The 19,489-nt window shown below is 65.9% G+C and carries 22 protein-coding genes; 15 read left to right on the forward strand and 7 right to left on the reverse strand.

Annotation, left to right across the window (positions count from 1 at the left end; all coding sequences use genetic code 11):
• Positions 1–81 precede the first annotated feature (81 nt).
• Genes PVZ72_RS07865 through PVZ72_RS07880 form a run of 4 tightly spaced genes read left to right on the forward strand, consistent with a single transcriptional unit; the run spans position 82 to position 3,090 of the window.
• Positions 82–1,092 carry an acyl-CoA dehydrogenase gene (locus PVZ72_RS07865; protein ID WP_443218241.1) on the forward strand — a complete coding sequence of 337 codons (1,011 nt, stop codon included), beginning with the start codon at positions 82–84 and terminating at the stop codon, positions 1,090–1,092.
• The gene (locus PVZ72_RS07870) at positions 1,080–1,841 is read left to right on the forward strand and encodes a PIG-L deacetylase family protein (RefSeq protein WP_252977114.1); all 762 of its coding nucleotides are present in this window, start codon (positions 1,080–1,082) and stop codon (positions 1,839–1,841) included. The genes PVZ72_RS07865 and PVZ72_RS07870 overlap by 13 nt, the downstream gene beginning before the upstream one ends.
• An 8-nt stretch (positions 1,842–1,849) precedes the next feature.
• A complete protein-coding gene (locus PVZ72_RS07875) occupies positions 1,850–2,437 on the forward strand; it encodes a class I SAM-dependent methyltransferase (RefSeq protein WP_405046424.1) in 588 nt (195 codons plus the stop codon).
• Positions 2,434–3,090: a glycosyltransferase gene (locus tag PVZ72_RS07880; protein WP_133861813.1), complete on the forward strand. Its 657-nt coding sequence runs from the start codon at positions 2,434–2,436 to the stop codon at positions 3,088–3,090. The genes PVZ72_RS07875 and PVZ72_RS07880 overlap by 4 nt, the downstream gene beginning before the upstream one ends.
• A 3-nt stretch (positions 3,091–3,093) precedes the next feature.
• Here PVZ72_RS07880 and PVZ72_RS07885 read toward each other — a convergent pair whose 3' ends face one another.
• Positions 3,094–3,888, reverse strand: coding sequence for an AraC family transcriptional regulator (locus PVZ72_RS07885; protein ID WP_273861628.1), 795 nt, complete (start codon positions 3,886–3,888; stop codon positions 3,094–3,096).
• Between the two features lie 76 nt (positions 3,889–3,964).
• Here PVZ72_RS07885 and PVZ72_RS07890 point away from each other — a divergent pair, with 76 nt between their 5' ends.
• A complete protein-coding gene (locus tag PVZ72_RS07890) occupies positions 3,965–4,975 on the forward strand; it encodes a bile acid:sodium symporter family protein (RefSeq protein ID WP_187979178.1) in 1,011 nt (336 codons plus the stop codon).
• A gap of 24 nt (positions 4,976–4,999) precedes the next feature.
• On the opposite strand, the gene gorA is transcribed toward PVZ72_RS07890, so the two are convergent.
• Both gorA and galU read right to left on the reverse strand, forming a co-directional pair.
• Positions 5,000–6,373, reverse strand: a complete 1,374-nt coding sequence (gorA, locus tag PVZ72_RS07895; protein ID WP_133861816.1) for a glutathione-disulfide reductase — start codon at positions 6,371–6,373, stop codon at positions 5,000–5,002.
• Between the two features lie 127 nt (positions 6,374–6,500).
• Complete coding sequence (galU, locus tag PVZ72_RS07900) at positions 6,501–7,331, reverse strand: UTP--glucose-1-phosphate uridylyltransferase GalU (protein WP_133861817.1); 831 nt, start codon at positions 7,329–7,331, stop codon at positions 6,501–6,503.
• Positions 7,332–7,570: 239 nt separating this feature from the next.
• On the opposite strand from galU, the gene PVZ72_RS07905 reads away from it, so the two are divergent.
• Positions 7,571–8,053 carry a hypothetical protein gene (locus PVZ72_RS07905; RefSeq protein WP_256664577.1) on the forward strand — a complete coding sequence of 161 codons (483 nt, stop codon included), beginning with the start codon at positions 7,571–7,573 and terminating at the stop codon, positions 8,051–8,053.
• Positions 8,054–8,204: 151 nt separating this feature from the next.
• Complete coding sequence (locus PVZ72_RS07910) at positions 8,205–8,579, forward strand: hypothetical protein (protein ID WP_133861819.1); 375 nt, start codon at positions 8,205–8,207, stop codon at positions 8,577–8,579.
• Here the strand turns inward: PVZ72_RS07910 and PVZ72_RS07915 are convergent.
• The 3 genes from PVZ72_RS07915 to PVZ72_RS07925 form a co-directional block, all read right to left on the reverse strand.
• Positions 8,545–8,901 (reverse strand): antibiotic biosynthesis monooxygenase family protein, encoded by a 357-nt coding sequence (locus tag PVZ72_RS07915; protein ID WP_273861629.1) that lies wholly within the window; start codon positions 8,899–8,901, stop codon positions 8,545–8,547. The genes PVZ72_RS07910 and PVZ72_RS07915 overlap by 35 nt on opposite strands.
• Positions 8,898–9,602, reverse strand: a complete 705-nt coding sequence (locus tag PVZ72_RS07920; RefSeq protein WP_273861630.1) for a CTP synthase C-terminal region-related (seleno)protein — start codon at positions 9,600–9,602, stop codon at positions 8,898–8,900. Before PVZ72_RS07920 ends, PVZ72_RS07915 begins: the two co-directional genes overlap by 4 nt.
• A gap of 177 nt (positions 9,603–9,779) precedes the next feature.
• Complete coding sequence (locus PVZ72_RS07925) at positions 9,780–10,817, reverse strand: NADP(H)-dependent aldo-keto reductase (protein WP_273861631.1); 1,038 nt, start codon at positions 10,815–10,817, stop codon at positions 9,780–9,782.
• A gap of 193 nt (positions 10,818–11,010) precedes the next feature.
• On the opposite strand from PVZ72_RS07925, the gene PVZ72_RS07930 reads away from it, so the two are divergent.
• From PVZ72_RS07930 to tcyN, 5 genes are all read left to right on the forward strand, one after another.
• Positions 11,011–11,664, forward strand: coding sequence for a 7-cyano-7-deazaguanine/7-aminomethyl-7-deazaguanine transporter (locus tag PVZ72_RS07930; protein ID WP_187979174.1), 654 nt, complete (start codon positions 11,011–11,013; stop codon positions 11,662–11,664).
• Positions 11,665–11,732: 68 nt separating this feature from the next.
• Positions 11,733–12,725, forward strand: a complete 993-nt coding sequence (locus tag PVZ72_RS07935) for a D-cysteine desulfhydrase (protein WP_273861632.1) — start codon at positions 11,733–11,735, stop codon at positions 12,723–12,725.
• 112 nt (positions 12,726–12,837) lie between these two features.
• A complete protein-coding gene (gene tcyJ / locus PVZ72_RS07940) occupies positions 12,838–13,635 on the forward strand; it encodes a cystine ABC transporter substrate-binding protein (RefSeq protein ID WP_187979172.1) in 798 nt (265 codons plus the stop codon).
• Complete coding sequence (tcyL, locus tag PVZ72_RS07945; protein ID WP_133861826.1) at positions 13,632–14,306, forward strand: cystine ABC transporter permease; 675 nt, start codon at positions 13,632–13,634, stop codon at positions 14,304–14,306. The genes tcyJ and tcyL overlap by 4 nt, the downstream gene beginning before the upstream one ends.
• Positions 14,303–15,067, forward strand: coding sequence for an L-cystine ABC transporter ATP-binding protein TcyN (gene tcyN, locus PVZ72_RS07950; RefSeq protein ID WP_273861633.1), 765 nt, complete (start codon positions 14,303–14,305; stop codon positions 15,065–15,067). The genes tcyL and tcyN overlap by 4 nt, the downstream gene beginning before the upstream one ends.
• Here tcyN and epsC read toward each other — a convergent pair.
• Positions 15,058–16,002 (reverse strand): serine O-acetyltransferase EpsC, encoded by a 945-nt coding sequence (epsC, locus tag PVZ72_RS07955; protein WP_273861634.1) that lies wholly within the window; start codon positions 16,000–16,002, stop codon positions 15,058–15,060. The genes tcyN and epsC overlap by 10 nt on opposite strands.
• A gap of 116 nt (positions 16,003–16,118) precedes the next feature.
• Here epsC and sseA point away from each other — a divergent pair, with 116 nt between their 5' ends.
• The 3 genes from sseA to ahpF all read left to right on the forward strand — a co-directional run bounded on the left by sseA (position 16,119) and on the right by ahpF (position 19,335).
• On the forward strand, positions 16,119–16,970 hold the full coding sequence (gene sseA / locus PVZ72_RS07960; RefSeq protein WP_187979169.1) for a 3-mercaptopyruvate sulfurtransferase: 852 nt from the start codon (positions 16,119–16,121) through the stop codon (positions 16,968–16,970).
• A gap of 158 nt (positions 16,971–17,128) precedes the next feature.
• A complete protein-coding gene (gene ahpC / locus PVZ72_RS07965) occupies positions 17,129–17,692 on the forward strand; it encodes an alkyl hydroperoxide reductase subunit C (RefSeq protein WP_007161854.1) in 564 nt (187 codons plus the stop codon).
• An 83-nt stretch (positions 17,693–17,775) separates the two neighbouring features.
• Positions 17,776–19,335 carry an alkyl hydroperoxide reductase subunit F gene (ahpF, locus tag PVZ72_RS07970; RefSeq protein ID WP_187979167.1) on the forward strand — a complete coding sequence of 520 codons (1,560 nt, stop codon included), beginning with the start codon at positions 17,776–17,778 and terminating at the stop codon, positions 19,333–19,335.
• Positions 19,336–19,489: the final 154 nt, after the last annotated feature.

Below are 19,489 nucleotides of genomic sequence, written 5' to 3' on the forward strand. Positions count from 1 at the left end.
GAAACCCCTTATCGCTCCCCGTGGTCTGCACTAACGAGCGCTGTCGTGGACAGCGCCGTCGCCAGCCACGGGATGGAGCCGATGTCGATCGATCTGGATAGCCTTCAGGACACCCTGGACGAGTGGGCCTATGACGAGGTCACTCCCGCACTGCTGCAACACCGACTCCAGATTCTCAATCAGCGCGGCCTCGACCGCCTGCCCTTGCCCGGCCAGGGTCAGACCCTGGATCGTTGGCGCGCTTTGGCCCAGGTAGCCCATCATGATCTGGGCTTGGTCAAGCTGTACGAGGGCCATACCGATGCCCTCGGCATCCTGAGCGAACTGGATGGCTACGTACCGCCTGAAAGCCTCTGGGGCGTCTGGGCTGCCGAGCCGCCGGACGCCCGCCTGCTGGTGCGCTACAGCGCCGACGGCATGGTCACCCTGCACGGCCGCAAGTCCTGGTGCTCCGGCGCCGCCCTGGTCAGCCATGCCCTGGTCACCGCCTGGATGGACGACCATCCGATGCTGGTGGCGGTGGAAATGAAGCAACCCGGCGTCGAGGTTACCCAGGACGGCTGGCGCGCCATCGGCATGCAGCACACGGGTAGCGTCGATGTGCTCTTCGATGGCGCCGCCGGCGTGCTGGTCGGGGCTCCCGGCCGCTACCTGCACCGTCCCGGCTTCTGGCATGGCGGCGGCGGCATCGCCGCCTGCTGGTATGGCTCCGCCACCGCCCTGGCCGACACCCTGCGCGCCCATTGCAAGCGTCATCGCGAACCCCATGCCCTCGCGCACCTGGGCCACGTGGACGCCGCCCTGCTCGGCGCTGTCACGGCCTTGCGCCAGGCCGCCCACTGGATTGACCTCAATCCCGAGGCGGACGCCCGCTATCCCGTCTGCCAGTTGCGGGCCCTGGTCGAGCAGTGCGCCGAAATCGTCATCCGCCATACCGGCCGCGCCTTCGGCGCCGCGCCGCTATGTCGTGACGCCTATTGCGCCCGCCACATGGCGGACCTTCCCGTCTACCTGCGCCAGAGTCACGCCGAACGTGATCTGGCGGTACTGGGTGACCTCAATCTGCTGGAGGGTGCCCCTTGGCAACTGTAGGCGATCGTCAGATTCAAGGACTCGGCACCCCGCCCGAGGCGTGGCTGCAGTGGGCAGGCTTTGGCGAGATGCCGGCCATCGAAGCCGCGCAACTGGTTCCGCCGGGACATCGCGCCGTGGTGGTCGCCCCTCACCCGGACGACGAAATCCTCGGTTGCGGCGGCCTGCTCTGCCTGCTGGGCGAACTGGGTCGCCGGTTGGCGCTGGTGGCGGTCACCGATGGCGATGGCAGCCATCCGCAGTCCACCCTCTGGCCCGCCAGCCGCCTGCGCAATACCCGCCCGCTGGAAACCCGCGAAGCCCTGCGCCGGCTGCGCCTGGAACGCGCCACCGTGACGCGCCTGGCGATCCCGGACGGTCAGGTCAGCGAGCAGGAAGACGCCCTGCAACAGCGCCTGCTGGAGTTCATCACTCCCGAGGACGTGGTCTTCGCCACCTGGCGGCTGGATGGCCATCCCGATCACGAGGCGACCGGGCGTGCGGCGGTGGAAGCCTGCCGTTTGCGCGGGGCTCGCTGCATCGAGGTGCCGGTCTGGACCTGGCACTGGGCCGCCCCCGGTGATCCGCGCGTGCCCTGGGACCGGGCGCGGCGCCTGGATCTGGAAGAAGATGTCCTCGCGCTGAAGAAGCGTGCGGTCAGCGCCTTTGGCAGTCAGCTGACCGAGGACGCCAGCACGGGACAGGGGCCGATCCTGCCGCCTGCGGTGGTTGCCCGTCTTACCCGTGCCTGGGAGGTCTATCTGACGTGACTGTCTCCATGAGCTATTTCGACTCGCTCTACGCCAACAGCGAAGACCCCTGGGACTACCGCCATCGCTGGTACGAGGCGCGCAAGCGCGATCTGACCCTGGCCGTGCTGCCGCATCGCCGCTACACGCACGGCTATGAGCCAGGCTGCTCCACCGGTGAACTGTCCCGGCGCCTGGCCGAACGCTGCGAACGGCTGCTGGTCAGCGACGGCAATGCCTCGGCGGTCGCCACTGCCAGCGAACGCCTGGCCGACCAGCCCCACGTCGAGGTACGGCACGCGCTTTTGCCGGACGCCTGGCCCGCGGGCGCCTTCGATCTCATCGTCATCAGCGAGATCGGCTACTACCTCGGTGAGCGCGGCCTGGATGCCCTGCTGGATCGCGCCCACAGCGCCCTGTTGCCCGGCGGGGTGCTGCTCGGCTGCCACTGGCGCCACCCCATCGACGGCTGCGCCCTGACCGGCGACCAGGTCCACGCACGCATGGCCGCCCTGCCCGGCCTGCATCGCCTGAGCCAGCTCGAAGAAGCCGATTTCGTCCTCACCCTCTGGTCTTCCGATCCCACCTCCGTCGCCCGCCGGGAGCAGCTTCTATGATAGGTGCCGTGATACCCGCTCATAACGAAGAGCAACACGTCGAACGCTGTCTGCAATCGGTGCTGCGCGCCGCGCGGCATCCGGCCCTGCTGGGTGAGACCGTCGAGATCGTCATCGTGCTGGACAGCTGCACCGACGGCACCGCCGACATCGTTCGTCGCCTGCCGGTAACCGCACTGGAGGTCTGGGCCTGCAACGTCGGCCTGACCCGGGCGACCGGCGCGGCCCACCTGATCCAGCGGGGCGCGCGCTGGCTGGCCTGCACCGATGCCGACTCCGAGGTGGCGCCGGACTGGTTTGCCGCCCAACTCGCCTACGGCGCCGATGCCGTCTGCGGTGTGGTCGAGGTGGACGACTGGGCCCCGCATTCCCCCGGTCTGAGAGCGCGCTATGAGGCGGCCTATCACGATCGTGAAGGCCATCAGCACATCCACGGCGCCAACTTTGGCATCTCGGCGGCGGCCTACCTGCGCGCCGGGGGCTTTCCCTCCATGACCGTGGACGAGGACGTCACCCTGGTCACCGCGCTCAAGACCCAGGGCGCGCGTATCGCCTGGAGCAACAGCGTGCGGGTGCGCACCAGCTCACGGCTGGACTGCCGGGCTCGCGGCGGCTTCGGTGACTACCTGAGCCTGCTCGGCGCCACCGCCTGACGGTTAGACGCCCAGGGCGAAGGCCCCGGGCGTCGCGCCGAACTGGCGGCGAAAGGCCGCGATGAAGGCCGATGGCGAGTTGTAGCCGCAATCCAGCGCCACCTCGGTCACCGCGGCGCCCTGCTCCAGGCGTTCAAGGGCGCTGATCAGCCGCAACCGCTGGCGCCAGGTCCTGAAGGTCAGCTCGGTATCCCGCAGGAAGGCACGACTTAGGGTCTTTTCCGACGCCCCCAGCACCCCCGACCATTGCGCCAGGGTACGGTCGTCCGACGGATTGGCCGCCAGGGCCTCGCACAGCAGCCGCAGCCGGCCATCCTGGGGCGCCGGCAGCGACAACCCCACCTCGGGCGCCGCCTGCAGCTGATCGAGCATCACCGACACCAGCCTGCCCTCGGCGCCATCCTCGTCATATTCCCGGGCGAAGCCACTGAAGATCTTGATCAGCTCGCGGATCAAGGGGCTGACCGCCACCACGCGACAGCGCTCGCCGACATAGGGCGCTGCCTCGGCGCTCACATAGAGACTGCGCATCTCCGCCTGCGGCGAGGAACGCACCTGGTGCTCCACATCGGCGGCGATCCACACCGCCCGCTGCGGCGGCGCGACGTAGCTGCCCTCAGCGGTGGTCACCGTGAGCACCCCCCGGATGGCATAGGACAGTTGCCCCCAGGGATGTCGGTGCCAGGGTGTCCAGGCCGGTTGCGCCAGGGACTCGACGCGGGCATAGAGCCGCCGGGGCAGGTGGGCGAGCGCGGGAACGGGACGTTCGACCGCAGACTGTCCGTTTGACGACATCATTGGGGCTTTTCGCGTTAGTCGGTTAGGTCAGGAGACGATAGCCTTGAGGCCATCCACAGACAACCCGAGAGAGACCATGGCTCGTCCCCGCCTAATGCCCGACAACTTCACCCTGCTGCTGGTTGCCACGGTAATCCTGGCCAGCGTGCTGCCCTGCCGGGGCCTCGCTGCCCAGGTCGCCAACGTGGTGACCAACATCGCCATCGGCCTGCTGTTCTTCCTGCATGGCGCCAAGCTGTCGCGCCAGGCGCTGGTGGCCGGCATCACCCACTGGCGGCTGCACCTGCTGGTGTTCGCCTTCACCTTCGTCAGCTTTCCGTTGCTTGGCTGGGCGCTGCAGCCGCTGCTGGCGCCCCTGGTGACACCGGAGCTCTATCTTGGCGTGCTGTTCATGTGCGCCCTGCCCGCCACCGTGCAGTCGTCCATCGCCTTCGTCTCCATGGCTCGCGGCAATGTCTCGGCGGCGGTCTGCAGTGCGTCGCTGTCCAGCCTGCTCGGCATCTTCCTCACCCCGCTCCTGGTACGGCTGCTGCTCGACGCCCATGGCGGCTCGGACGGCCAGAGCACCCTCGACGCCATCGTCAAGATCTGCGTCCAGCTGCTGCTGCCCTTTGTTGCCGGCCAGCTGCTGCGCCCGGTGATCGGCCACTGGGTCGATCGCCACAAGGGCAAGCTCAAGTTCGTCGACCAGGGGTCCATCCTGCTGGTGGTCTACACCGCCTTCAGCGCCGCGGTGATCGAAGGCCTGTGGCGCGAGACACCGATCCTGTCGCTGGTGGGCCTGGTGTTCATCTGCGCCACCCTGCTGACCCTGGTGCTGCTGGCCACGCGCTACAGCGCGCGGCTGCTGGGCATGAGCAAGGAAGACGAGATCACCGTGGTCTTCTGCGGCTCCAAGAAGAGCCTGGCCACGGGGGTGCCCATGGCCAAGGTGCTGTTCGCCGGCAGCACCATGGGGCCGGTGCTGCTGCCCATCATGCTGTTCCACCAGATCCAGCTGATGGTCTGCGCGGTACTGGCCCAGCGCTACGCCAAGCGTGAGGCGGTAGTGCCTGTCACACCCGTGGTAGCGCCGCTACCCAAGTGATGCCCGCAGTGGCGAGGCGCCCGATCAGCGCGCCTCGTCCTCGCGAACCGGTTTGCGCATGGTGACCCACTCTTCCGCAGCCGTGGGATGGATGCCCAGGGTGTCGTCGAAGCAAGCCTTGGTCGCCCCGGCCTTGAGGGCAATGGCCAGGCACTGGATCTGCTCGCCGGCATCCGGTCCCACCATGTGGCAGCCCAGTACCTGATCGCTGTCGGCATCCACCACCAGCTTCATCAGGGTGCGCTCCTGGACATCGGTCAGGCTGAGCTTGGTCGGCCGGAAGCTGCTCTGGAAGATCTTCAACCGATGGCCACGTTCGCGGGCCTCTTCCTCGCTCAGGCCGATGCTGGCAAGGTTGGGCAGGCTGAAGACCGCACTGGCGATCAGGTCGTAGTTCAACGGGCGATAGCTGTCCGGATTGAACAGGTGCCGCGCCAGGGTCATGCCCTCGGCCAGGGCCACCGGGGTCAGTTGCACCCGGCCGATGACGTCGCCGATGGCGTAGATCGACGGCTCGGTGGTCTGGAAGGTCTCGCCGACCTCGATGAAGCCCCGCGCATCCAGGGCGACCCCGGTGTTTTCCAGCCCCAGGTCATCCAGCATCGGCCGGCGGCCGGTGGCATAGAACACGCAATCGGCTTCCAGCACCCGATCATCCTTGAGCGTCACCTGCAGGCTGCCATCGGCGGCCTTGTCGATCCGCGCCACGTCGGCATTGAACTGCAGGTCATGGCCACGTTTGAGCATCTCGTCGCGCAGGTGCTCGCGCACGCCCTGGTCGAAGCCGCGCAGGAACAGCTCGCGGCGATACAGCAGCGTGGTGCGGGCGCCCAGGCCCTGGAAGATCGAGGCGAATTCCACGGCGATGTAGCCGCCCCCCACCACCACCACCCGCTTGGGCAGCTCCGGCAGGTAGAAGGCCTCGTTGGAGGTGATGGCGTGCTCACGCCCGGGGAAGTCCGGCACGTCCGGCCAGCCACCCGTGGCGATGAGGATGCGTTCGCAGCGATAGCGCTGGCCTTCAACCTCGACGGTATGGGGATCGAGGATGCGGGCATGGGCTTCCAGCAGGGTAACCCCGCTGTTGACCAGCAAGGCCCGGTAGATGCCGTTCAGCCGGCGGATCTCGTGGTCCTTGCTGGCGACCAGGGTATTCCAGTCGAAGGCCGGGACCTCGGCGTCCCAGCCATAGCCACGGGCCTGGCGGAATTCGTCACGAAAGGAGGCACCGTAGATGAAGTATTTCTTGGGCATGCAGCCCACGTTGACGCAGGTGCCGCCGAGGTAGCGGCTTTCCGCGACTGCCACCCGGGCCCCGAAGTCGGCGGCGAAACGCGCCGCGCGCACGCCGCCCGAACCGGCGCCTATCACGAAGAGGTCGAAATCAAAGGTCGTCATGGAGCTCTCTCTCTGCAGCTGCTGGCGCCAGCATAACGCAAGGCCACCCCGGACAGCGGCGCGGATGGCCAACCGCCAGAAACGACAAGGCCACCCGCAGGTGGCCTGGTCCAGTGCACAGGGCGTCTTACAGTGCCTTGTACAGATGCTCGAAGCAGAAGTTGGTGGCTTCGACGAAGCCTTCCGCGCTGCCGCAGTCGAAACGCTGACCCTTGAATTTGTAGGCCAGTACGCAACCGTCCTGGGCCTGCTTCATCAGGGCGTCGGTGATCTGGATCTCGCCACCCTTGCCCGGCTCGGTCTGCTCGATCAGGTCGAAGATGTCCGGGGTCAGGATGTAGCGGCCGATGATCGCCAGGTTGGAAGGGGCATCTTCCGGCTTGGGCTTCTCGACCATGTTGTTCACGCGGTAGATGTCGTCGCGGATCATCTCGCCGGCGATCACGCCGTACTTGTTGGTCTCGTTGGCCGGGACTTCCTGGATGGCCACGATCGAGCAACGGAACTGGTTGTACAGCTTGACCATCTGCTTGAGGACGCTGTCGCCGTCCAGGTTCAGGCAAAGGTCGTCCGCCAGCACCACGGCGAAGGGCTCGTCACCGATCAGCGGGCGGCCGGTCAGGATGGCGTGGCCCAGGCCTTTCATTTCCACCTGACGGGTGTAGGAGAAGGTGCAGTTGTCGATCAGCTTGCGAATGCCGACCAGGTACTTTTCCTTGTCGGTGTTCTTGATCTGGCTTTCCAGCTCGTAGCTGATGTCGAAATGGTCTTCCAGCGAGCGCTTGCCACGACCGGTGACGATCCCGATCTGATGCAGGCCCGCCTCCAGAGCTTCCTCCACGGCGTACTGCACCAGCGGCTTGTTCACAATGGGCAGCATTTCCTTGGGCATGGCCTTGGTCGCAGGGAGAAAACGAGTGCCATAGCCGGCTGCCGGAAACAGACATTTGGTGATCATGGGAGTCCTTTGATCTGTACGTGAAGGCAAAACGAACGGCGGTCTATCCAGCCGCTTGTCGCATACAATGCCCGAAGCGCGCGACGCTGGAAATAGCCAGGCATGGGCGCTCTGTGGACGTGCGGATACGACTCCAGGATTGCCTTCGGGTTCTGCGCAAAGCCGCAAAGAACTGCTATCGTCCAAAGTTTGGAACCAGCGTCACGACTCCGCGGATAGATCTCGACATGAAGAAATGGATGCTCCCGTTGCTGTGTGTTTCCCTCGCCGGCTGCTCCCTGGGCGGTCACCACGAGGCAGCGGAAACGCGGCCACTGAGCGCGGAACAGACCACCCTGCTGCGCCAGAACGACCTGTTGCAGGCCAAGCTGCTGGTCCTGGGTGGCAGTGAGGAACAGCTCAAGCTCGCGGATGCCCTGCTCCTGCGCAATGGCGGCACCAGCGCCGATGGCGAGGTGGAATTCTATCGGGCGGTAATCGCCATCAAGCAGGGTCCGCAGACCGACGATGTCCTGGAATTGCTGAACGCCTCCGCCGATCATCGCTATCCGCTGGCCTATGCCCTGCTCTATCGCATGTACACCGACCCCTTCCTGGTGCCCGAGGCGGATCCGATCCAGGCGCAGACCTACAAGAGCGCCTATGGCGAGCTGGCGGTCGCCAAGAGTGGCTACCCGTCCTTCGACAAGGCCCTGGAAGTCACCCGCCAGCTGGCGCCCTGAAGCCGCCCCTCTAGCCGGCCGCTTTTGCGGCCGTTCACAGTCTGGCACTGGCGAATGAGCAGCCGTTGACCTTTCCTTCATGTGAATGATGTCAATTGGCCGCACGACGGTAGCATCGAACCTCTACCGTCCGCCGCCCAGAGCCATTCCCATGTCCTCGATTGGCAAGCTGTCACCCGATATCGTTGCCGTCCGCACCGTGACGCAGCGGCTCGTCCTGCTGCTGATCGGGTTCTTCGCGCTGGCCATCCTGCTGACGCGGCTGCCGACCTTCATCAACGCGGCCAGTGGCGAGACCTGGCAGATCCGCGGTGGCCAGATTCCGCTGATGCAGTATCCCGCCATGCCGGAACGCAGCCTGGTCGCCAACCGCCAGCTGATCGTCATGCTCGAGCCGGGAGATCGCATCCTGGTCCTGGACAGCGCGCCCTTTCGTCCCTGGAAGAAAGTCATGCTGATCGGCGAAGACAGCCGCATCGGCTGGATTCGCGTCACTCCGGCCCTGGGCGCGATCCGTCTGGAATGACACCGGCCCCGGACCGCGACGACAGCAGTCGCATGACCCGGGTGTCATGCCAGCGATACCAGCGTTCATGGCCCAGCCGCTGCGCCTGCCGATGTTCCGGATGGGCATCCCAGGCCGCGACCGCCGCCTGGTCGGTCCAGTAGGACAGGGTGATGCCCCGGCCGTCGGCGCCGCGTACCGACTCCATGCCGAGAAAGCCCGGTTGCGCCTGCGCCAACTCCACCATGCGCGCGGCCATCCGCTCATAGTCGGGATCTTCGTCCGTGCGCTGCGAGAGGAAGGCGATCACCACGCAGTCCTCGGGCAGCTCCAGCCGGTTCATACCCGTAGGCTCCGTGTCGCGACCACCGCCTCCAGCCAGGCGCGCACCACCGAGGGGACCCGACCGGCCAGCGCCTCCCGCTCGGGCTGATAGAGGGTGCCGAAATAACAGGGATGGCTTTCCAGTTCGAACGCCGCGGGTAGCCCTTCTTCATCCCAGGCGAGGACGCGCCAGCCGGCAGCGAGCAAGGTCGGCAGATAGGCGGGATTTACCCCGAAGCGACAGCGATAGGTGGCCTCGACCCGTTCGGCGCCGGCCGCCTCCGCCAGGCGCGAACCCGGCAGCAGCCGGAGTTGATTCTGCACCTCGATGCGGGCGCAGCTCAGGGGCGTGAGCACCGCGCGGGTCGCCAACGGATCGTCTTCACCGTGGGCGGCGTCCGTCCAGCCCAGTACTGACTGGACGTACTCCAGGAGCGCGTACTGCAGCCCGCCACAGGTACCCAGAAAGGGAATCCGCTGTTCGCGGGCCGTGCGCAGGGTCGCCAGCACCCCTTCGCGATGGCGATAGGGACTGCCGGGCACGCACCAGAGGCCGTCGCAGTGGGCAAGGGCGCCATCGGCTTCTACAGTCGGCAGCCAGCGGGAACTCAGCGTGACACCCAGCGCCATGGCCGTCAGCGCCAGGGCCTGGGGGATGGCCTGGTGGGCAATGATGGATACATCCTGGTCACCCAGGAGCACGATTTCATACGACATCATGACGGACACCTGCAGGCGTGGAAGGTCCGACTGACTCTAGGCCTTCGGGGCCACGGTTTTAATAGGCGTCGCGGACAGCAGCCCTTGCGTCCATGCCCTGTTGGTCACGGCCGCCTTTCGCCGCGCGCAAGAAAACGCCCGGTACAACGGCTGTACCGGGCGCCGGATACCACGCGATCAGGGCGCCGGATTGGGCTGGTCGACGTGGATGGCTTCGATGGCGGCCAGGGTTTCCCGGTCCAGCACCAGCTCGCTGCTCGCCAGGTTGCTTTCCAGCTGGGCGAGCGAGGTGGCGCCGATGATGTTGCTGGTCACGAAAGGCCGACTGGTGACGAAGGCCAGGGCCATCTGCGCCGGATCCAGACCGCGTTCCCGGGCCAGCTCGACATAGGCCTGGGCGGCGCGCTGCGTCTGCGGATTGCTGTAGCGCTGGAAGCGTTCGAACAGCGTCAGTCGCGCGCCCTCCGGACGTGCGCCCTGCAGGTACTTGCCCGCCAGCACGCCGAAGGCCAGTGGCGAATAGGCCAGCAAGCCTACCTGCTCGCGGATGGCCTGCTCGGCCAGACCCACCTCGAAGCTGCGATTGAGCAGGTTGTAGGGATTCTGGATCGAGACCACCCGCGGCCAGCCACGGGTCTCGCTCAGGTGCAGGAATTGCTGCACGCCCCAGGGCGTTTCGTTGGAAAGCCCGACATGGCGGACCTTGCCTGCCTTCACCAGGCTATCCAGGGCTTCCAGGGTCTCTTCGAGGGGCGTGAAGTCGGCATCGCTGTGCTCGTAGCCCAACTGGCCGAAGTAGTTGGTCCGCCTATCCGGCCAGTGCAGCTGATAGAGATCCAGATAGTCGGTGTTCAGACGCTGCAGGCTGGCGTCCAGCGCCGCGTTGAGATTGGCCCTGGTAAAGGCCAGACCGCCATTGCGGATATAGTCCATGTCGCGTCCCGGACCGGCCGCCTTGCTGGCCAGTATCCAGTCGGCGCGATCGCCATGCTGGCGAAAGTAGTTGCCGATGATGGTCTCGGTACGGGTGTAGGTCTCGGCGCGCGGCGGCACCGGATACATCTCCGCCGTGTCGATGAAGTTGACCCCGGCGGCCTTGGCGGCGCGCAACTGCTCGAAGGCCTCGGCCTCGGTGTTCTGCTCACCCCAGGTCATAGTGCCCAGCGCAATGGCGCTAACCTGGAGGTCGGTACGACCCAGCGATCGAAAGTGCATCTGGAAGCTCTCTGTCGGTGCGGAAGTCGTACAAGTTAACAGGCGGCTGCCTGGTCTGCCCATCGGTCCGATGAGGCTGCCGATCCGACGCCGACCGGCGCGACCTCGCCAGGTGCCCCGTATATCCGTAGAATGTCGCCCCGCCTCCGCGCCCTGGGTTCCCTCACCCCAGGTAACCAAAAAAGGACTGCCCATGTCTGCCTTGCTTGCCACCCCGCAGCGTGCCCTCGTGGCCGCGCTCGTCGCTTTCCACATCCTCATCATCATCGCCAGCAACTATCTGGTGCAGTTGCCGCTGCAGCTGTTCGGCTGGCACACCACCTGGGGTGCCTTCAGCTTCCCCTTCATCTTCCTGGCCACCGACCTCACCGTGCGGGTGATGGGCAAGGCGGCGGCGCGTCAGGTTATCGCCCGGGTGATGCTGCCGGCGCTGTTGGTCTCCTATGGGGTTTCCGTGCTGTTCCAGGACGGCAGCTTCCAGGGCTGGACGGCGCTGGCCGCCCTCAATGTCTTCGTCCTGCGCATCTCCCTGGCGAGCTTCTGCGCCTATGTGCTTGGCCAGTTGCTCGACATCCAGGTGTTCGACCGCCTGCGGCGCTCTCGCCACTGGTGGCTGGCGCCGACGGTCTCGACCCTGTTCGGCAACGCCCTCGACACCCTGGCGTTCTTTTCCATCGCCTTCTGGCGCAGCGACAATCCCTTCATGGCCAGTCATTGGCCGGAGATCGCCCTGGTCGACTACGGGGTCAAGCTGACGGTCAGCCTGCTGCTCTTCGTGCCGCTCTACGGCGTGCTGCTGCGCTCCCTGGTACCCCAGGCCTGGGCACGGCGCCCGGACCTCGCCTGAGTGCAGGATTGCTGCCAGGCGCGGCTTGCCCCTAGAGTGAAGCCCCCTTCACTGCCCCGGGTTCCGCCATGCTCGCCACCGCCCTCGCCCGCTTTCCGCGCCTGACGCTGCAATCCTCGGCGACCCCGCTGGAGCTCCTGCCGCGACTGTCGGCAGAGCTGGGCCGACCGGTCTACTGCAAGCGCGACGACACCACCAGCCTGGCCCTGGGCGGCAACAAGGTGCGCAAGCTGGAGTACCTGGTCGCCGCGGCGCTGGCCGCCGGCGCCGACACCCTGGTGACCGCCGGCGCCATCCAGTCCAATCATGTCCGTCAGACTGCAGCCGTCGCCGCGCAGCAGGGGCTGGCCTGCGTCGCCCTGCTGGAAAATCCCATCGCCACCACGGCTCCCGGTTATCTGCACGGCGGCAATCGTCTCCTGCTCGAACTCTTCGGCGCCGAGGTCAGGGCCGTCGCCGCCCTCGATGATCCGGTCAGCCAGCTGGAAGCCGCAGCCGAGCGCCTGCGCCAGCAAGGGCGCAAGCCCTGGGTGATTCCCATTGGCGGCTCCAGCGCCCTGGGCGCCCTCGGCTACGTCCGTGCCGGCCTGGAACTCGACGCTCAGCTGCACGAACTGCAGCTGCAACCCGCTGCCGTCATCCTCGCCTCCGGCAGTGCCGGCACCCAGGCCGGTCTGGACCTGGCCCTCCACCAGCTGCGACCGGAGTTGCCGGTGATCGGGGTCACCGTCTCCCGCACCGAGGCCGAACAGCTGCCCAAGGTCGCCCTGCTGCGGCAACAGCTGGCCGAGCTGTTGGGCGTCGCCCCGCCTCAGGATCCGCCGCAGCTGCGTGATGGCTATTTCGGCCCCCGCTATGGCGAACCCAATCCCGGCACCCTGGCGGCCATCCGCCGGCTGGGCCGGCTGGAAGGTCTTGTGCTCGACCCGGTCTACACCGGCAAGGCCATGGCCGGCCTGCTGGACATGGTAGCCACCGGCGCGCTGCCGCCCGGCCCCCTGGTATTCCTGCACACCGGCGGAGCCCCGGGTACCTTCGCCTATGGCGACTGGTTGGCGTGATCGGCTAGCCAAGTCCCTGGGCGATGGCATAACGTCAGCAGTTTTCGGACTTGGGATGTCAGAACAGACACCCCCATAGTGGCGCACCCTCATAACCTCAAGGATTTCCTCCATGCGCAAAGCTCTCCCCCAGCGTCTGTTCCGTAGCGCCGCCCTGCTGCTCGCCCTGGGCCTGGCCCACCAGGCCACCGCCCAGGCCGAAGATCTCCTGCAGACCGTCAAGCAGCGTGGCGAACTGGTCGTCGGCCTGGAAGGTACCTATCCGCCCTTCAGCTTCCAGAACGAACAGGGCCAGCTGACCGGCTTCGAAGTGGACTTCGCCAAGGCGCTGGCCAAGGAACTGGGCGTCGACGCCAAGATCCAGCCCGGCAAGTGGGATGGCCTGCTGGCAGCCCTGGAATCCCGTCGCCTGGACGTAGTGATCAACCAGGTCACCATCAGCGAGGAGCGCAAGAAGAAATACGATTTCTCCACCCCCTACACCGTCTCCGGCATCCAGGCCCTGGTGCGCAAGGACGATGTGGACAGCATCAAGACTGCCGCCGACCTCGCCGGCAAGAAGGTCGGCGTCGGCCTGGGTACCAACTACGAGCAGTGGCTGCGCCAGAATGTACCCAAGGCGGACGTGCGCACCTACGAAGACGATCCGACCAAGTACCAGGATCTGCGCGTCGGCCGTATCGACGCCATCCTCGTCGACCGCCTGGCCGCCTTGGAATTGCTGGCCAAGACCAAGGACAAGCTGGCCCTGGCCGGTGAGCCTTTCAGCCGCCAGGAATCGGGCATCGCCGAGCGCAAGGGCGATCCGGAATTCCATGCCGCGGTCGACCAGGCCATCGCCAAGCTGCGCGCCGACGGCACCCTGGCCAAGATCTCCGAGAAGTGGTTCAAGGCTGACGTCACCCAATGAGCGACACGCTACAGCTCCTGCTCGATTCGCTGCCCTTCCTGCTGAAGGGCGCGATCTGGACAGTGGTCCTGAGCCTCGGCGGCATGTTCTTCGGACTGCTGCTGGGCTTCGGCCTGGCCCTGCTGCGCCGCTCCCGGAGTCTGCCGCTGCGTAGCCTGGCGCGGCTGTACATCTCGTTTTTCCGGGGTACGCCACTGCTGGTGCAGCTGTTCGTCATCTACTACGGCCTGCCCGAGCTCGGTCTCCAGCTCGATCCGCTGCCGGCGGCGCTGATCGGCTTCTCGCTGAACATGGCGGCCTACACGGCGGAGATCATCCGCTCGGCCATCGGCGCCATCGACCGCGGCCAGTGGGAAGCCGCCGCCAGCATCGGCATGACGCCCCTGCAGACCCTGAGGCGCGCCATCCTGCCCCAGGCGCTGCGGATCGCCCTGCCACCGCTCGGCAACAGCTTCATCTCGCTGGTCAAGGACACCTCGCTGGCGGCCACCATCCAGGTGCCTGAGCTGTTCCGCCAGGCCCAGCTGATCACTGCCCGCACCTTCGAGATCTTCAGTATGTACCTGGCCGCAGCGCTGCTCTACTGGGTGCTGGCCAGCCTGCTGTCCACCCTGCAGAATCGCCTGGAACGGCACTACGGGCGTCACATCAACGAGCGAGGCCCGTCATGATCGAGGTGCAGGGGCTGTCCAAGTCCTTTCAACAGCAGACCGTGCTCCAGGCCATCGACCTCCAGGTGGCCCAGGGCGAGGTGGTCGCCATCATCGGCCCCAGCGGCTCAGGCAAGACCACCCTGCTGCGCTGCCTCAATCTGCTGGAGACCCCGGACGCCGGCAGTATCCGCCTGGGTGAGCTGCGTATCGATGCCAGCCGGCCGCTCAAGGCCCAGCAGGGCACCATTCGCCAGTTGCGGCAGAGCATGGGTTTCGTCTTCCAGAACTTCAATCTGTTTCCCCATCGCACCGCGCTGGAGAACGTGATCGAAGGGCCTATCATCGTCCAGGGCGAAGCGCGCGAGACCGCCAGAGCCCGCGGTCGCGAGCTGTTGGCCAAGGTCGGGCTGGCCGACAAGGCGGATACCTATCCCGGGCAGCTGTCGGGTGGCCAGCAACAGCGGGTCGCCATCGCCCGGGCGCTGGCCATGCGTCCCCAGGCCATCCTCTTCGACGAACCCACTTCGGCGCTGGATCCCGAGCGGGTCGGCGAGGTGCTGGAGACGATCCGCGGGCTGGCCCAGGAGGGTCGTACCCTGGTGATCGTCACCCACGAGATGGCCTTCGCCCGCGACGTCGCCCACCGGGTGCTGTTCATGGACGGTGGCCGCATCGTCGAACAGGGCCCGGCAGCCGAGCTGTTCAATCGGCCGCGTGAAGAACGAACCCGGCGCTTCCTGGCCAAGTTCGTTCGCGACAGCGCCGCCGACTACTCCTGAGCCAGGCCGGCACAGCCCTGCAGGCTGGCCTGGCTGACGTTGCTGTTGGCCGGCACGCCATGGGTCAGCCAGACGTTGCCGCCAATGGTCGAACCCTGGCCGATGGTGATGCGCCCGAGGATGGTCGCCCCGGCATAGATCACCACGTCGTCCTCGACGATGGGATGGCGCGGGTGGCCCTTCTTGAGATTGCCCTCGGCATCGGCCGGGAAGCGCTTGGCACCCAGGGTCACGGCCTGATAGATGCGCACCCGGTCGCCGATAATGCAGGTCTCGCCGATCACCACGCCCGTGCCATGATCGATGAAGAAGCCTTCGCCGATCTGGGCGCCCGGGTGGATGTCGATCCCGGTCGCCGAATGCGCCCGCTCGCTGACCATCCGCGCCAGCAGCGGCAGGCCGCTGCGATAGAAGTGATGGGCGATGCGGTGATGGATCATGGCGTAGATGCCCGGATAGCACAGCAGTACCTCGTCCACGCTGCGCGCAGCGGGATCGCCCTGGTAGGCGGCGATCACGTCGGTATCCAGCAGGCGGCGCAGATCCGGCAGCGCCAGGGCAAAGGCCTGTACCAGCCGGCGCGCCTCATCGGCACGATTGACGCCGTTCTCGCCACGCTGCTTGGCGAAATAGTCCAGCTCCAGCTTCGCCTGGATCACCAGGGCATTGAGCGCTCGCTCCAGCTCGAAGCCGACATAGAAGTCCTCGCTTTCCTGGCGCAACTGATCCGGCCCGAGGCGCAGCGGAAAGAGCGCCCCGCTGAGGGATTCGATCACGCTGGCCATGACGCTGCGCGACGGCAGCTCGCGGCCACTGAATTCGCGAAAACGTCCATGGGTCTCGCGCCATTGACTGCGCGCGTCATGCAGTTCACCGACGATGCGCCCTAGTTGCCAGTCGTTGCCGCCCGTGGATTGCCCGTTAAGTTCGCTCATAAGTCATCTATCCAGTTGCCAGGTTGCCGAGGATAAAGTATCCGCTGGTCCCTGACAGCACACGTCGCGCCAGGCGCGCTAAGCTGTCGCCCTTTGCCCATCAAGGAGCGCCACCCATGATCGCTTCCCCGCTGGTCACCGTCGCCTGGCTACACGAGCAACTTGGTCGCCCGGACCTGCTGATCCTCGATGCCAGTCTCTATCTGCCCAATGAACCCCAGATCGCCGACGAAACCTATCGGCAGCAGCACATCCCCGGCGCCCTGCGCTTCGATATCGAACACTTCTCCGACCCGGACACCGCGCTGCCGCACATGGTCCCCAGCGCCGGACGCTTCGCCCGCCTGGCCGGCGAACTGGGCGTCACCCCGGAGACCACCCTGGTCGTCTACGACCAGAAGGGTCTCTTCTCCGCCGCCCGGGCCTGGTGGCTGTTCCGCCTGTTCGGCCATGACCAGGTGCTGGTGCTCGATGGCGGCCTGCCGCTCTGGCGTGAACAGGGCCTGCCCCTGGAGGCCGGTGAAAACCTGCCCAGCCCGCAGCCACCCTACCCCGTCATCTTCAACAACCGCCTGCTCTGCGGCCTGGGCGATGTGCAGACCGCGCTCAGCGTGGGCCAAACCCAGGTGCTCGACGCGCGCGGCGCCAAGCGCTTCACCGGCGAGATCGCCGAGCCGCGCCCGGGCGTTGCCTCCGGTCATATGCCCGGCAGCCAGAATCTGCCCTACGACAGCCTGTTGACCGACAACGGCACCCTGTTGCCACCCCAGGAGTTGCGGCAGCGCTTCCAGGCCCTGGGTATCGATGGCCTGCATCCGGTGATCACCAGCTGCGGCAGTGGGGTCACCGCCACGGTGCTGCTGCTCGCCCTCAGTGTCGCCGGCTTTCCGGATGGCCGACTCTATGACGGTTCCTGGAGCGAATGGGGTCAGCATCCCGCCACGATCAAGGCCCTGGGCGCTGCCTGAGGTTTGGCTAAGGTACTGATTTCCTTCATAACCTGTAGTATCCGATAGAGGCGCCTAATCGCCAGCATCGCCTTTAACAATGAGGTGAATCGTCAAACTGCGATTAGTATGCGTCCTATCGATTTCAACCCTGACTTAAACCCATCAAGGAGTCATCAATGTCCCTGATCAACACCGAAGTGAAGCCTTTCACCGCGACTGCCTACCACAATGGCAAATTCGTCCAGGTGACCGAGGCCGATCTGAAGGGCAAGTGGTCCGCCATCGTGTTCTACCCGGCTGACTTCACCTTCGTGTGCCCCACCGAGCTGGAAGACCTTGCTGACCTGTACCCCGAGTTCCAGAAGCTGGGCGTAGAGATCTATGGCGTGTCCTGCGACACCCACTTCGCCCACAAGGCCTGGCACGACACCTCGGAAGCCATCAAGAAGGTCAACTACCCGCTGGTAGGCGATCCCACCGCTCGCCTGGCACGCAACTTCGAAGTGCTGATTGAAGAAGAAGGCCTGGCCCTGCGCGGCACCTTCCTGATCAACCCGGAAGGTCAGATCAAGCTGTGCGAAATCCACGACAACGGTATCGGCCGTGATGCCAGCGAACTGCTGCGCAAGGTCCGCGCCGCCCAGTACGTCGCCAACCACCCGGGCGAAGTCTGCCCGGCCAAGTGGAAAGAAGGCGAAGCGACCCTGACCCCCTCGCTGGACCTGGTCGGCAAGATCTAACGCCCGCCTGATCTAGCCCGAGCGCCCGGGCGCCTTGCCCGCGCGCTCTTTTTTTGCCCATTTTTTACGGAAGCCACGTCGCCATGTTGGACGCAAATCTGAAAGCCCAGCTCAAGACCTACCTCGAACGCGTCACGCGCCCCATCGAGATCGTCGCGTCCCTCGATGATGGCGCGAAGTCCCGTGAAATGCACAGCCTGCTGCAGGATATCGCCAGCCTGTCCGATCAGGTCAGCCTCAGCACCGACGGCAGCGATGAGCGTCGTCCCTCCTTCGCCCTGCTGACCCCCGGTCAGAACATCGACCTGCGCTTCGCCGGTCTGCCCATGGGCCACGAATTCACGTCCCTGGTCCTGGCCCTGCTCCAAGTTGGCGGTCATCCGTCCAAGGCCAGCCAGGACGTCATCGAGCAGGTCAAGGCCCTCGACGGCGACTACCAGTTCGAAACCTATTTTTCCCTGTCCTGCCAGAACTGCCCGGACGTGGTGCAAGCTCTGAATCTCATGGCCGTGCTCAATCCCCGGGTCAAGCACGTGGCCGTCGACGGCGCCCTGTTCCAGGACGAAGTCGAGCGCCGCCGGATCATGGCCGTGCCCAGCGTCTACCTGAACGGCGAACCCTTTGGCCAGGGCCGCATGGGCCTGGAAGAGATCGTCGCCAAACTCGACACCGGCGCCGCCGCCCGCTCCGCCGACAAGCTCAAGGCCAAGGACGCCTTCGACGTCCTGGTCATAGGTGGCGGCCCCGCTGGTGCTGCAGCAGCCGTCTATGCCGCGCGTAAGGGCATCCGCACCGGCGTCGCCGCCGAGCGCTTTGGTGGCCAGGTGCTGGACACCCTCGCCATCGAGAACTTCATCTCCATCAAGGAGACCGAAGGCCCGAAGCTGGCCATGGCGCTCGAAGAGCACGTGAAGCAGTACGAAGTCGACATCATGAACCTGCAGCGCGCCGAGCAGCTGATTCCGGCCCACGACGCTAGCGGTCTGCACGAAGTACGCTTCGCCGATGGTGGCTCGCTCAAGGCCAAGACGCTGATCCTTGCCACCGGTGCCCGCTGGCGTGAGATGAATGTGCCGGGTGAGCAGGAATACCGTAACCGCGGCGTAGCCTACTGCCCGCACTGCGACGGTCCCCTGTTCAAGGGCAAGCGCGTCGCCGTGGTCGGCGGCGGCAACTCGGGAGTCGAGGCAGCCATCGACCTCGCCGGCATCGTCGCCCAGGTGACCCTGATCGAGTACGACGGCCAGCTGCGTGCCGACGCCGTGCTGCAGCGCAAGCTGTTCAGCCTGCCCAACGTGACCGTCATCACCAGTGCGCTCACCAGTGAAGTCAAGGGTGACGGCCAGAAGGTCAACGGCCTGGTCTACAAGGACCGCAATTCCAGCGAGTTCCACCACATCGACCTGGAAGGCGTCTTCGTGCAGATCGGTCTGGTACCCAACACCGACTGGCTCAAGGGCACCGTGGAGCTGTCGCCACGTGGCGAAATCGAAGTGGACGCGCGCTGCCAGACCTCCCTGCCCGGCGTGTTCGCGGCGGGCGACGTCACCACCGTGCCCTACAAGCAGATCATCATCGCCCTGGGCGAAGGCGCCAAGGCCTCCCTGGCCGCCTTCGATCACCTGATCCGCACCAGCGCCTGATCAATCTGACGCTCCACTCCAAGCCCGACACCTGTCGGGCTTTTTTTCGTCTGGTGCTTTTTCCCCAGGCGTTGGCATGGTTCTCGCTGCAACCTAACAAGGCGTCATAAAGATGGGCACGAACGGTCTAGGAGTTCTTCCCGGACTTTCGTTA

Source organism: Pseudomonas sp. LA5, from assembly GCF_028640825.1.
Classification (GTDB): Bacteria; Pseudomonadota; Gammaproteobacteria; order Pseudomonadales; family Pseudomonadaceae; genus Chryseomonas; species Chryseomonas aestiva.